This window comes from Zhihengliuella halotolerans (genome assembly GCF_004217565.1).
Lineage (GTDB): Bacteria > Actinomycetota > Actinomycetes > Actinomycetales > Micrococcaceae > Zhihengliuella > Zhihengliuella halotolerans.
The window spans coordinates 2971566-2984134 of the sequence record NZ_SHLA01000001.1 but is presented as its reverse complement, the minus strand read 5'-3'; the positions used below and the strand labels follow the sequence as shown (position 1 = coordinate 2984134).

Genomic DNA, 12569 nt, shown 5'->3' with positions numbered 1-12569 from the left:
GACGAAGACCGGGGTTGGTTCGTTTCACGTGAAACGAACCAACCCCGGTCTTTAACAACATGCGAACGTGGAGTGCACAGTGAGTCCTGAACTCACGCCCCTTGAGGATTTGCACAGGCAGCTGTGGGTAATCGCTGAATCTGTGGAAACTCGTGAAGGATCATTGAAGGATTTCCAAGTTATCAACCGTCAAGCGGTGGATAACTTGTAGAACTGTGGAGAACCGACGCTGTCAGCGCCCACAACGGCGAGCATAGAAAAGCGGAGCAGGGGTAGCCCCTGCTCCGCTCTTCGATGCACACTCAGACCTAGAGGTATTCGGCGAACTCCTGCTCGATGACCTGCTTAGGCTTGGCCCCGATGGAGCTGGCGACGTGTTCGCCACCCTTGAAGACGTAGACGGCCGGAATCGAGGTGATGCCGTACTTTGCGGCGATGGCCGGGTTCTCGTCGACGTTGATTTTGACGACGTCGACCTTCTCCGAGTGCTCGTCGGCGATCTGATCGAGGATCGGGGACAGCATGCGGCAGGGGCCGCACCACTCGGCCCAGAAGTCGACGATCACGGCCTTGTCGTTCTCCAGCACGTCAGACTGGAATGAGGCGTCGGTGACGTCCTTGGCGTTGCTCATGACGAATCCTTTCGGGTATGAACTCTGTTCTTGGTGAAAATCTAGACTGCGGCCGTTGCGGCGCCGGATTCCTCCGTGGCGCCAAGTGTACCGAGGTAGTGCTCGACGTCCACGGCGGCGACGCAGCCCGAACCCGCCGCGGTAATAGCCTGCCGGTAGGTCGGGTCGATGACATCGCCGGCAGCGAAAACGCCCTTCAGGCTCGTCTTGGAAGTACGACCATCGACGGCGATGTTTCCGCCGCCGGTCAGCTCGAGCTGATCCTTGACGAGGTCGACGCGTGGGTCCGAGCCGATGGCCACGAACAGACCCGTCACGGCGAGGGAAGAGACCGAACCATCGATCAGATTCCTGACCTTCACTCCGGTCAGCTTTCCGTCGCCCTCGTAGGCGTCGACAGCGCTGTTCCAGATGAACTCGATCTTCGGGTCGGCGAGGGCGCGGTCCGCCATGGTCTTCGAGGCTCGTAGGCCCTCGCGACGGTGAATCACGGTGACCTTGGACGCGAACTTGGTCAGGAAGAGGGCTTCCTCCATGGCTGAATCGCCGCCGCCGACGACGGCGATCTCCTGGTCGCGGAAGAAGAATCCATCACACGTCGCACACCACGACACGCCGTGTCCGGAGAGTTCTTTTTCTCCGGGCAAGCCGAGCTCGCGGTAGGCGGAGCCCGTGGAAATGATGACGGCACGTGCTCGGTAGGTCGTGCCGTTGGCGAGCGTGACGGTCTTGATCTCGCCGGTCAGTTCCGTCGACTCGACGTCCTCGTACATGATCTCGGCGCCGAAGCGGTCCGCCTGAGCGCGCATGTGCTCCATGAGTTCGGGACCCATGACGCCGTCGGGGAAACCCGGGAAATTCTCGACGTCGGTGGTGTTCATCAGGTCGCCACCAGCAGTGACGGAACCTGCGATCACCAACGGATTCAGGTTGGCGCGTGCGGTGTAGATCGCCGCGGTGTAACCCGCTGGGCCGGACCCGACGATGATGACGTTGCGGATCGATTCAGCTGCTTCAGTGGCCACTCGAAGTGAACCTCTCTTTGTGGTCGGCGCCTGCGCGCCTGCTGGTCTGATGTGCTCTGCCTAGGTCAACCATGCGGCTCCCAGTGCTATTCCCCGGCTGCGGGGGCCGCCTGCGGCGGCGCCCCGCATCGTTGCTAGGAAACCTTGAACTCCGCCACCTGCAGTCCGAACGGACGCGACTCGTTGAGCGGGTTGGAGAGGCGCGGCAACTCGGTGACATTGAAGAACACGTACTTGCCGGTGGCCGCCTCTTCATCGGTAACGGGTACGGACACCGTGGGACCCGTAAACGAACCCTGGGTGACGGACGTCGCAGCGCCGAGATCATTGGTCTCGCCGATGGCGATCTCGAAGGAACCGCCCGTGCCGTTCAGGCCTGACAGCTCGACCTGACTGACCTTGGCGGCGTCCTCGAGTTCAAGCACGAGGACCATGTTCGAAGCATATCCGCCGAAGGCCGGCTGCGAGTAGGTGTACGTGGAGTACAGCGTCGCCTCATTGCCATCGATGGCACGGACCAGCGTGTTATCGGTCTCCGCGTTGAGTTCCTGGTTGCCGGGCACGACGCGCTGGATACCGCTGACAACAGGGTCTGCCGCCGGAGTCTCGGACTCCGAGGGTTCATCGCTTTCGCCGGGTTCGTCCGAAGTGGACGGGTCGCCATCTGCGGAGGTCGACGTATCTCCTCCCGCACGCGGTGCTTCGTCGCCGCCGAGGCCACCGAGCATGTTGAACGCGAAGACAACCGCGACGATCAGCACGAGGCCCAGCACAGCGCCGACGATCAGTCGCGTCCAGCGGTTGCCGCCCTCTTCTTCTTCCTCTTCGCCGTCGTCGTAGCCGGAGCCCGCTCCGCCGGCAGCGGCACCCGCGACTGCCGTCTCTTCCTCGTAGCCGCGTGCCGCAGCTGGGAACGTTGCCGCAGGACGCACATCGTCGGGGTCGTAGTCGGTGCGAGGAGTAGCTGCGGTCGGGGCCGGGCCTGCAGCAGCGCTTGCAGTCGCAGCCCCGGCGCCAGCACTTGCGGCGTCGTCCTCATCGTCGTCTCCGTAGATCTCGACCTTGGGCGCAGCGGCCGTAGCGGCCGCGGGAGGTACGACAGGCGTCTCCTCAGTGCTGGGCGAATCGAACCTGCTTTCCTCGGCGACAGGTTCGACGGCGGAGTTCTCCTCCGTGCTGGGGGAGCCTGCCGTGTCGGTGTCGTCCTGGTGAGCGGAGGCGCCCGCGGCGGCGCCGGCTGCCGCACCGCCGCCCGTGACGCCGGCCACGCCGCGGCTGAGCCGGCTACGGAGTCCGGAGAACCGGTTGGCAAGCGGGGTCCTGCGCTCGTTCTCCTCGAGTTCGGCGTAGTACTCGTCGTCGTCCTCGTAGCGCTGGGGCTGCCGCGACCGTGCCTCGCCGAAGATCTCCGAGCCGAGGGTGTCCGTGTAGAACGGCTCGACGTAGGTGGTCTCTTCGAGCAGCTCCATCAGTTCGCCGGAATCCGCGGTGTTGGTGATCAGGTAAGTCGCGTGTTCAGACACCCCGAGGTCCAGGACCTGGACGTTGCTGGGGCGCTCGCCCGTGGCGATTTCGCGGGCGCTGGCCGTCATCCGGGCAGTGTTGTCCGCGCTGGCGATGAGGATGCTGACGGCCCTGTTCAGGACCTGGTCCATGCCGTCTAGGACCATGTCACCCTCGGTCGAGCTCAGCACGGTGCTCGTCACCTTGTACCGTCCGCCGAGCACGGTTCCGACGTCGATGGGCTGCGACACTATTGACTCCCAAGCTTGGTTTTTGGGTGCGGGGCACCCAATAGATGTGTTGCTTGAGTCCATGCTACCGGGCGCGTCGAGCCACTGCGCGCGGCGGCGTCGACTAGCGGGGGCCGTCTTCTCCACGACGACGGGGCGTCGCCTTCGCGCTCGCGCGGCGCCGGGAGAGGTCCGGGATCCTGCGCGCCAGGGGCCCGATGAACTCGTCGAGCTCCTCGAGGCGCGCGGCTTTCAGCAGCAGCAGGTAGACGACGATCATGACGACCCCGCAGATCGCGAGCGTGGCGACGGCGGGGAAGATGCCGGAGAACGCGAACCCGAACGAGAATCCGCCCAGCAGCCAGAGCGCGACGGAGCCGGCGGCTCCCGCGATGAGGGCGAACCATCCGACACGGATGTAGGTATCGACGACCCGGCCTACCCCGTAGTCGCCGTGCCGGCGCACGACCAGGAAATGGGCGAGGATCGCGCTGAGGACATTCGTGGCGCCGTAGAGCAGCGCGATCCCCATCACGATGTTCGTCGGGGGGATGAGCGCCGCCATCGTGAAGGCGGCGATGAGTCCGACGACCGCGATCGCGGTCTGGATCAGCATGGGCGTCTTCGTGTCCTCCTGCGCATAGAAGACGCGGATGAGGAAGAAGTGGGCGCTCTTGAAGGGGAGCCCCAGCGCGGTCAGCAGCAGCAGCTGCCCGATGGCCGCGCCGGCCGCCGCGGCGTCGACGGACGTGCCGCCGAAGAGCCGCCCGAGTGGACCGGCGAGGACGACGATGGCGACGGACGCGAAGACGATGGGCACCGCCGTCGTGCGCAGTCCCTTGGAGAGAAGGGCGGGCACGTCGTGCGCGCGGTCGTCGTGGAAGGCCCGGGTGAGCTCGTTGAAGATCACCGTGGCCAGCGAGAGCGCGAAGATCGAGTGCGGCAGGACCGTGATGAGCTGCGAGGTGTTCAGCGCGTACTCGCCAGCGACCGAGGCGCCGCCGGCGGAGAGGCTTTCGCGGGCGGCCGTCGCCTCGGAGGCGATGCGCGAATAGAGCAGCGAGGCGAGGTTGCCGACCATCATCGATGCGAGGGTCCACGCGGCGATCTTCCCGACGTGGGTCAGGCCCATGCCTCGGAAGCGGAAGTTCGGACGAATCCGCAGGCCCGTGGTGCGCAGCGGGGCGAACAGCACGAGGGCCTGGAGGGCGATGCCCAGCGTCGAACCGCCGGCGAGCAGGACGGTCTGGGCGGTTGTCCACTCGGCGAGCTGGTCGGTGTCCGCGCGGAACGCGCCGAACAGGCCGATGTAGGTGCCGATCACGGCGATCTGCACGATGTTGTTCACGACGGGTGCCCACATGAACCAGCCGAACCGCCCGTGCGCGTTGAGCACTTGGCCGACGACCGAGTAGACGCCGTAGAAGAAGACCTGGGGCAGGCACCAGTAGGCGAACGCCGTGGCGAGAGCCAACATTGGCTCCGACCAGCCGACCGTGAGCGCCGAGATGATCGGCCCGGCCAGCAGGGTCAGCAGGATGGTCGCCGCCGCCATGAACGTCACCGTGAGGGTGATGAGCTTGGACGTGTACGCGGACCCGCGATCCGCGTTCTTGGAGGCCTTGATCAGCTGCGGGACGAGGACCACGTTGAAGATGCCGCCCGCGACGAGCATGAAGATGATCGTCGGGATGACATTGGCCTTCTCGAAAATATCGCCGATCGGGGTGTTCGATCCGATGGCGACGGCGAGCAGGGCCGTCCGCGCGAAGCCCAGCACGCGGGAGACCGTGGTGCCGCTGGCCATAAGGGCGTAGGCGCGAGAGTTCGATTGGGGGGCCGGCGCGTCGGGGATCTCCGGCTCGACACCGCCGGCCTCGGCTGCCGGCCGTTCGCTACTCGACATGCTGCGGCAGGACCTCGCGGGCCAGATCGGCGATGCGCCGTTCGTTGGGGAAGGACAGTCTCCGGCCGAGGTCCCTGAGCGGGACCCAGGCCACGTCGACGGCCTCCTGGTCCGGGTCGTTCTCGATCGTCAGCTCGCCGCCGGTGGCCTTGAGCAGGAAGTGGTGGACCGTCTTGTGCACGCGGTAGGTCGAGACCGTGAACCAGTAGTCGATGCTGCCCAGCGCGGCGAGGACCTCGCCGGCGATGCCGGTCTCCTCCTCGACTTCGCGGACCGCGGCCTGCTCGTTGGATTCCGCGCCCTCGGGATGCCCCTTGGGCAGGCACCATTCGAGGCGTCCGCCGCGGTTGTAGCGGGCGATGATCGCCACTGGGAGCTCGGGTTTGCCGAGGTCGACGACGACGCCACCGGAGGAGACTTCCTCCACGGTGGGCAGTGTGTGCTGGCCCTGCTGCTGCGAGTGCGCATGGGCCATTGACGCAGTCAACGGGGTGCGCTTCGGAGCACGAGGAACTGGATGGGCCATGCACTCCACTCTATCTATCTTTTGGCTCGACTTCCGTTCTTCCCCATGTCCGCCGCGAGTGCGCCGGGCCCGGCGTGGATCCCGCGTGAAAATCTGACACCATTAAGGGACTATGCACCAGCTTCCCGAACCCGCGGCTCTGCGCGAGAGCCTGCCAGCCGTCGTCTTCGACCTCGCGGACCGTTTCAGCGCCGCCGGATTCGAGCTGTCGCTGGTCGGTGGTCCCGTCCGCGACCTGTTCCTGGGCCGCGTCTCCCCGGACCTCGATTTCACGACCGACGCCACGCCCGAGCAGACGCTCGCGGCGATCGACGGCTTCGCGGACGCGGTGTGGGAAGTCGGGCGCGAGTTCGGCACCATCGCCTTCCGCGTCGGCCGCGACACGATCGAGGTCACCACCTACCGGGCCGAGGCCTACGATCCGGCCTCCCGCAAGCCGATCGTGGCGTTCGGCACGAGCCTCGAAGACGACCTCTTCCGCCGCGACTTCTCGATGAACGCGATGGCGCTGCGGCTGCCGAAGCTCGAACTGGTCGATCCCTTCGGCGGCTACACCGACCTCGAAGCGGGCGTGATCCGCACTCCGGGCGCGCCGTCGTCGTCCTTCTCCGACGATCCGCTGCGCATGATGCGCGCGGCGCGTTTCGCCTCCCAGCTGGGCGTCGACGTGCACGACGACGTCCGCACCGCCATGGTCGACATGGCCGAGCGGATCTCGATCATCTCGGCCGAGCGGGTCCGCGACGAGCTCGTCAAGCTCATCTGCGGCGCGCACCCGCGCGCCGGCGTCGACCTGCTCGTCGAGACGGGTCTGGCCGACCGGGTGCTGCCCGAAGTCTCCGCGCTGCAGCTCGAGACCGACGAGCACCACCGCCACAAGGACGTCTACCAGCACAGTCTGCAGGTCCTCGAGCAGGCCGCCGGGTTGGAGACGGACGCCGACGGGCCGGTGCCGGGTCCGAGCTTCGTCCTGCGTTTCGCCGCCCTCATGCACGACGTCGGCAAACCGGCGACGCGCCGCTTCGAACCCTCGGGGTCGGTCTCCTTCCGCCACCACGACGTCGTCGGCTCCAAGCTCGTCAAGAAGCGCATGCGCGCCCTGCGCTTCGACAACGACTCGATCAAGGCGGTGGCCCGCCTCGTCGAGCTGCACATGCGCTTCTACGGGTACGGGGAGGCCGGGTGGTCGGACTCGGCCGTACGCCGGTACGTGAACGACGCCGGCGACCTGCTCGAATTCCTGCACCGGCTCACTCGTTCGGACGTCACCACGCGTAATCGGCGCAAGGCCGAGCGCCTGGCGCACGCCTACGATGATCTGGAGCGCCGCATCGAGCAGCTCGCCGAGCAGGAGGAGCTCGCCTCCGTCCGCCCTGACCTGGACGGCAAGGCGATCATGGACCTGTTGGGCATCCGCCCGGGCCCCGTGGTGGGCCGCGCCTACAAGCACATGCTCGAACTTCGGCTCGATAACGGGCCGATGGAACACGACGACGCCGTCGCCGCCCTGCGCGCCTGGTGGGCCTCCCAGCCGGAGAGCACCACAGCCCCGGCCGCAACCGGCGACTGAGCGCGACGCGAGGAGAATCATGACGAATCGACCGACCCTGTGGCTCGTGCGCCACGGCGAGACGGAATGGTCGCGTTCCGGCCAGTACACCGGCCTGACCGACCTGCCGCTGCTGCCCGAGGGCGAGGCGCAGGCCGTCGATGCCGGACGCACCCTGGCCGCGACCGGCGTCGAATTCGATCTGGTGCTCTCCAGCCCGCTGCAGCGCGCCTGGCGCACGGCCGAGCTGGCGGGTTTCGCCGACGTCGAACGCGTGCCGACCGCGCACGAGTGGGACTACGGCGACTACGAGGGCGTGGCCAGCGCCGACGTGCGCGCCAAGGACCCGTCCTACCGGATCTGGAACGACGGCGTGCCCGGCGGCGAGACGCTCGCCCAGGTCGCGGCGCGCGCCGACGGCATCGTCGAGCGCGTGCGCGCCGAACTGGGGGAGGGCGAGAACGCGATCCTCTTCTCCCACGGCCACTTCAGCCGGGTCATGGTAGCTCGCTGGCTCGGGCTGCCGGCCGATACGGGCCGGCACTTTCTGCTGGGCACGGCGAAGGTATCGAAGCTCGGCTGGGACAAGACGACGCCGGCCGTGGAGGCCTGGGGCCTCTAGCGCCAGCTGGGCGCGCGCCAGTAGGTGAACGCCCGGAACAGCCCTTCGAGCGGACCGCGCTCGAAGCGGCGCATCCAGAAGGCGCTGAAGGCCAGCTGCGCGGCGAACACGCCGAGGCAGATGAGCACGGCCGCCCCCGGGTGGACTCGCCCGCCCAGGTCGAGACCGTAATCGGTGTAGACCAGCGCCATGACCGCCGACTGGGTCAGGTAGTTGGTCAGTGCCATACGCCCGGCCGGGGCGAGGGCGGCCCTTAGCTTCGCGCCCGCCCCGGAGCGGAACGCCAGCAGCAGGGCGGTCACGTACGCGGCCGTCAGGAAAGGGCCCGTGAGCGTCGCGATTCCGAACGCGAAGAGCTCGGCGGGCAGCGAACCGGCGTACACCTGCAGCCAGCCCGTGGCGACGGCACCCGGCAGGCCCACCGCGAGGCCGACGATCAGGATCCGGCGCAGGCGCGTCGTCGTCGCGTTCTCGATCCAGCGCGACTTGGCTGCGGCCAGACCGACGAAGAACATCGCCAGCGCGACCGGCCCCTGGATGAACAACACGTTGGCGAGAGTCATCGGGTACATCCCGAGCAGGAGGTGTAGATACGGGCCCTCGAGCAGTCCCTCGAGCCCGCCGGCCTCCTCGGCTACGAGCGAGTCGAAGTCCATGAACGACTCCATTGCGAACATCATCGCCGCCAGCGCGAGTACCCCGAGCCCGATGACCACGGTCAGCACGATCGCCGTGGTGCGCGCGGCGGCGACGCTCGCGTGGCGAGCCGCCAGCAGGATCAGCCCGCAGAGGGCGTAGGTGACCAGGATGTCGCCCGTGAAGAGCAGCAGTCCGTGCGCCAGGCCGAGGACGAACAGACCCAGGAAGCGCCGGAGGGCGACGCGGGTGACGTTCGCGCCGCGGCGCGCGCTCGCGTCCCAGAGCAGGACGAAGCTGTAGCCGAAGAGGAACGAGAACAGCAGGTAGAACTTGCCCATGAAGACAGCCGCCGTCACGGCGTTGACGACGTCGCCCAGTGCGTCGGTCTCCGCACGTTGGTTGACAATCATGCCCGGGTCGACGAAGAACTGCACGTTGACTAGGAAGATGCCGAGCAGGGCGAACGCGCGCAAGGCGTCCAGATCGAGCACTCGTGACGGCGCGGGCGCAGGCGCGGCGGCCTGGGGGTGTGGGGTGTCCTCGTGGGTCATAAATTCAGACTAGTGCCGGACGGGCGCCCCCGGCGTCGGCCGTGAAGCTGAGAATTTCGCGGGCGGGGCCCGCAGCGTCCTCCTTAAGGATGATCTTGAAACACGGGGAAGAAATTCCTGTCATCCACTGGCGCGCGGCCACCGGCGCGAGTAGGCTCTATATTGCGATTGAGAAATGTCAACCGACGAAGCGTCGGGAACGGGATCAATCGGGACATCTGGCCCGAGGGCCACAGGCTTTGCCACTGCGGGAGACCGCGGTGGCCGATCGAATGAGGAGGTGGGATACGTGAACAACATGAATCAGACGCAGGCAATCGCCGCTGATGCACTCGGCTGGGGCGTTCCGTTTACGGGCGCAACCAAGACCGTCACAGGCACCGGCACGTCCAAGCGACGCCGTCCGAACAATTTCACCGCCCGCCTCCGGAGCAGCCGCCACTAGCGAATCATCGCACCGCTGCAGCCGCCGGGGGCCTCCATACCGAGGCAGACCACCAGGAAGAGCAGCGATGTCCGCGAAGTATTCGCCCCAGTCCACCCGCCATCTCGCCGCACAGTTGGCTACCGGCCACGGCGCCGAGTTCTATTTCTCCGGCCCCGAAGTCATCACCCCGCGTTCGCACAAGACGACGCACACCGACTTCGTGGACGCCCTTCTCGAGCGAGAGGAGGTGACCCTCTGATGAAGCGCAACAAGAGCAACCCCAAGGCCAGCGCCAAGCGCCGGCGCCACGAGTTCTACGATGCCGAGGCTGCGCGCCGCAAGCAGCACGCGCGCCTGGACGCCAACATCCCGCAGGAGATGTGGTTCCGGGTCCGCTGATCCGGACCGGACGGTCCCGATCAGCAAGGAGCATCATGGGATTCATTCACATTCGATCCGCAGAGCAGCCCGCCGGCTACGTCGGCGGGCTGCCGCCTTTAACGGTCGTTGCTTCGGACACGGGGCCGCGAGGAATGAAGGCAATGTCTCCCCGTGAGGCCCGACCGTTGGTAGCCTCGGCAACGTGAACAATGAAGCTCTCGACGACGCGAGCATCGCCGCGACGGCCCATCTCAAGCCCATCGCCGAGATCGCCGCCGCCGCGGGGGTCCCGGATGAAGCCCTCGAACCCTACGGACGACACCAAGGCAAGATCGATGTGGCCTGCCTCGGCGGGGGCGAACCCACTGGGGCTGTCGTGCTCGTCAGCGCGATGTCGCCCACCCCGGCGGGGGAGGGGAAATCCACAGTGACCGTCGGCCTCGGGGACGCCCTGGCCGCGGCCGGGCATCGCACGATGATCGCACTGCGCGAGCCCTCACTCGGGCCGGTCTTCGGCTTGAAGGGCGGCGCCACCGGCGGCGGAAACGCCCAGATCGTGCCGATGGTCAGTATCAACCTGCATTTCACGGGTGACTTCCACGCCATCACGAGCGCCAACAATCTCCTGGCTGCGATGGTCGACAACCACCTCCATCACGGCAACGCCTTGGACCTCGACCCGGAGTCGATCTCGTTCAAGCGCGTGCTCGACGTCAACGACCGCGCCCTGCGCCGGATTCGACTCGATTCCGGCGGCGGCCGCGAGACGGGGTTCGACATCACCGCCGCCAGCGAGGTCATGGCCGTCCTGTGTTTGGCTCGTGACATGGGTGATTTGAAAGCCAGGCTTGGCCGGATCACGGTTGGTTTCACCCGCAGCGGCCTGCCCGTGACGGCCGGAGACCTGGAGGCGTCCGGCGCCATGGCGATGCTGCTGCGCGACGCGCTCAAACCCAACCTCGTGCAGACCATCGCCGGCACCCCGGCGCTCGTCCACGGCGGGCCGTTCGCGAACATCGCCCACGGCTGCAATTCGGCGATCGCTACCGACACCGCCCGCAGGCTCGCAGACGTGGTGGTGACCGAGGCCGGCTTCGGTGCCGACCTGGGGGCCGAGAAGTTCCTCGACATCAAGGCGAGGGCCGCCGACTGCGCACCGACCGTCGTCGTGCTCGTGGCGACGGTCCGCGCGCTCAAGATGCACGGCGGACGGGACAAAGCCGACCTCGCCGGTAGTGACCCGACCGCTGTCGCGGCCGGGTTGCCGAACCTGGCGCGGCACGTGCGGAACGTGCGCCGGTACGGGTATGAGCCCGTGGTGGCTCTGAACCGCTTCGGCACGGACGGCGACGAGGAGCTCGCGGTCGTCGAGAACTACTGCGCGGACAACGGCGTGCGCTGCGCGATCACCGAGGTGCACGCCAGGGGCGCCGCTGGCGGGGCCGAGCTGGCGCGCCACGTGGGAGCGCTGCTCGGGCAGACGCCGTCGTACCGCGGGATTTACCCGCCGGGCGCGGACGTGGAGGAGCAGATCGAGGCGATCGTGCGCCAGGTCTACGGCGGGGACGGCGTCGAATTCGCCCCCGAGGCGCGCGCCCAGCTCGAGCGGATCCGCGCGCACGGCTGGGAGCGGCTGCCGGTGTGCATCGCGAAGACGCAGTACTCGTTCAGCGACGACCCGTCGCTCCTCGGCGCCCCCTCCGGGTTCACCGTCCGCGTGCGCGAACTCGTGCCGAAGACCGGGGCCGGATTCGTCGTGGCCCTGACCGGCACGGTCATGACGATGCCGGGCCTGCCCGCCGCTCCGGCCGCCGAGCGCATGGACGTGCACGACGACGGGACGGTCGCCGGGCTCTTCTAGTGCACGTCGACCGCGGGGCCTCCACGCCCGCCGGGCCCGACCCGGCGCCGTGGGATTGGGCGCCGCTAGTCGTCAGCCTGAGAGGCGGCGTGTTCCACGCTGCGGCGCAGGATCATGAAGAGCCCCACGGCGAATGCCGCCGCGGCGATGGCCAAGATCAGGGCGACGAAGAAGTGGTTTGCCAGCACCTCCTGGGCGACGCGCCCTGGCGACAGGAGACTGGCCAGCCATGAGGCACCTGTGCCGACATAGGCGCCGATCATCCACCAGGCGTGCGCGATCCACCGACGGCGCCTCGCGTGGATCCACCCCGCAGTGAAGCAGAAAAGCGCGGAGAGGGTGAGGCCCTGGGTCCAATCGAAACCCGCTGGGACGATCGCGACATTCGACAGGCAGGTCAGGCTGGCGGCTCCCAGCCAGGCCCGACCGAGGTATCGGTGAACTCTGTCTCTCGTTCGGCGAAGGAACTGGAACGGTCCGAGGGTGAGGGCGAAGAGTGCGGTAGAAACCTGGAACAGGACGACGCCTGAGGTCACCTCCATGGTCCCCTTCCTCCGCACAGCCGCGCTGACGCGATCCGCTGTATCCACGAATCTACGGGGGAACTCCAACGTGACTCAAAACTGCAGATGAAGACTGGGGATACGGCGACCCGTCAGGAAGATGCACGCCAGGCAGCAGCGTTGTTGACTATAGTGTGTGAGGCACAGTAATGTC

Annotated in this window: 13 protein-coding genes; 6 read left to right on the top strand and 7 right to left on the bottom strand. The window is 67.2% G+C overall.

Features of this window, described 5'->3' with window-relative positions:
• Positions 1–308: 308 nt before the first annotated feature.
• The 5 genes from trxA to EV380_RS13645 all read right to left on the bottom strand — a co-directional run bounded on the left by trxA (position 309) and on the right by EV380_RS13645 (position 5771).
• Positions 309–632: a thioredoxin gene (gene trxA, locus EV380_RS13665; protein WP_102158625.1), complete on the bottom strand. Its 324-nt coding sequence runs from the start codon at positions 630–632 to the stop codon at positions 309–311.
• A gap of 41 nt (positions 633–673) precedes the next feature.
• Entirely contained in the window at positions 674–1657 is a 984-nt protein-coding gene (gene trxB, locus EV380_RS13660; protein ID WP_130451603.1) for a thioredoxin-disulfide reductase, read from the bottom strand.
• Between the two features lie 134 nt (positions 1658–1791).
• Positions 1792–3411: a hypothetical protein gene (locus EV380_RS13655; protein WP_130451602.1), complete on the bottom strand. Its 1620-nt coding sequence runs from the start codon at positions 3409–3411 to the stop codon at positions 1792–1794.
• 103 nt (positions 3412–3514) lie between these two features.
• A complete protein-coding gene (murJ, locus tag EV380_RS13650) occupies positions 3515–5296 on the bottom strand; it encodes a murein biosynthesis integral membrane protein MurJ (protein ID WP_242607631.1) in 1782 nt (593 codons plus the stop codon).
• A complete protein-coding gene (locus EV380_RS13645; RefSeq protein ID WP_242607630.1) occupies positions 5286–5771 on the bottom strand; it encodes an NUDIX hydrolase in 486 nt (161 codons plus the stop codon). Before EV380_RS13645 ends, murJ begins: the two co-directional genes overlap by 11 nt.
• Before the next feature lie 163 nt (positions 5772–5934).
• Here EV380_RS13645 and EV380_RS13640 point away from each other — a divergent pair, with 163 nt between their 5' ends.
• Together EV380_RS13640 and EV380_RS13635 are read left to right on the top strand one after the other, a co-directional pair.
• Positions 5935–7392, top strand: a complete 1458-nt coding sequence (locus tag EV380_RS13640) for a CCA tRNA nucleotidyltransferase (protein ID WP_130451601.1) — start codon at positions 5935–5937, stop codon at positions 7390–7392.
• Between the two features lie 19 nt (positions 7393–7411).
• On the top strand, positions 7412–7993 hold the full coding sequence (locus tag EV380_RS13635) for a histidine phosphatase family protein (protein WP_130451600.1): 582 nt from the start codon (positions 7412–7414) through the stop codon (positions 7991–7993).
• Here the strand turns inward: EV380_RS13635 and EV380_RS13630 are convergent.
• Positions 7990–9183, bottom strand: coding sequence for a DUF418 domain-containing protein (locus EV380_RS13630; protein WP_130451599.1), 1194 nt, complete (start codon positions 9181–9183; stop codon positions 7990–7992). The two genes, EV380_RS13635 and EV380_RS13630, sit on opposite strands and share 4 nt — an antisense overlap.
• A gap of 289 nt (positions 9184–9472) precedes the next feature.
• Between EV380_RS13630 and EV380_RS16665 the strand changes: the two genes are divergently transcribed.
• The 4 genes from EV380_RS16665 to EV380_RS13625 all read left to right on the top strand — a co-directional run bounded on the left by EV380_RS16665 (position 9473) and on the right by EV380_RS13625 (position 11852).
• Entirely contained in the window at positions 9473–9628 is a 156-nt protein-coding gene (locus tag EV380_RS16665; protein ID WP_165391971.1) for a hypothetical protein, read from the top strand.
• A gap of 67 nt (positions 9629–9695) precedes the next feature.
• Positions 9696–9869 (top strand): hypothetical protein, encoded by a 174-nt coding sequence (locus EV380_RS16660; protein ID WP_165391970.1) that lies wholly within the window; start codon positions 9696–9698, stop codon positions 9867–9869.
• Positions 9869–10009 (top strand): hypothetical protein, encoded by a 141-nt coding sequence (locus EV380_RS16655; protein ID WP_165391969.1) that lies wholly within the window; start codon positions 9869–9871, stop codon positions 10007–10009. The genes EV380_RS16660 and EV380_RS16655 overlap by 1 nt, the downstream gene beginning before the upstream one ends.
• Before the next feature lie 184 nt (positions 10010–10193).
• Positions 10194–11852 carry a formate--tetrahydrofolate ligase gene (locus EV380_RS13625; protein ID WP_130451598.1) on the top strand — a complete coding sequence of 553 codons (1659 nt, stop codon included), beginning with the start codon at positions 10194–10196 and terminating at the stop codon, positions 11850–11852.
• A 65-nt stretch (positions 11853–11917) separates the two neighbouring features.
• Here the strand turns inward: EV380_RS13625 and EV380_RS13620 are convergent, their stop codons facing one another.
• Positions 11918–12394 carry a DUF2306 domain-containing protein gene (locus EV380_RS13620; RefSeq protein ID WP_130451597.1) on the bottom strand — a complete coding sequence of 159 codons (477 nt, stop codon included), beginning with the start codon at positions 12392–12394 and terminating at the stop codon, positions 11918–11920.
• Positions 12395–12569 lie beyond the last annotated feature (175 nt).

Coding starts and splice junctions, on each gene's coding strand:
- trxA (WP_102158625.1), bottom strand. CDS start 632: ATGAGCAACGCCAAGGACGTCACCGACGCCTCATTCCAGTCTGACGTG.
- murJ (WP_242607631.1), bottom strand. CDS start 5,296: ATGTCGAGTAGCGAACGGCCGGCAGCCGAGGCCGGCGGTGTCGAGCCG.
- EV380_RS13645 (WP_242607630.1), bottom strand. CDS start 5,771: ATGGCCCATGCGCACTCGCAGCAGCAGGGCCAGCACACACTGCCCACC.
- EV380_RS13640 (WP_130451601.1), top strand. CDS start 5,935: ATGCACCAGCTTCCCGAACCCGCGGCTCTGCGCGAGAGCCTGCCAGCC.
- EV380_RS13635 (WP_130451600.1), top strand. CDS start 7,412: ATGACGAATCGACCGACCCTGTGGCTCGTGCGCCACGGCGAGACGGAA.
- EV380_RS13630 (WP_130451599.1), bottom strand. CDS start 9,183: ATGACCCACGAGGACACCCCACACCCCCAGGCCGCCGCGCCTGCGCCC.
- EV380_RS16660 (WP_165391970.1), top strand. CDS start 9,696: ATGTCCGCGAAGTATTCGCCCCAGTCCACCCGCCATCTCGCCGCACAG.
- EV380_RS16655 (WP_165391969.1), top strand. CDS start 9,869: ATGAAGCGCAACAAGAGCAACCCCAAGGCCAGCGCCAAGCGCCGGCGC.
- EV380_RS13620 (WP_130451597.1), bottom strand. CDS start 12,394: ATGGAGGTGACCTCAGGCGTCGTCCTGTTCCAGGTTTCTACCGCACTC.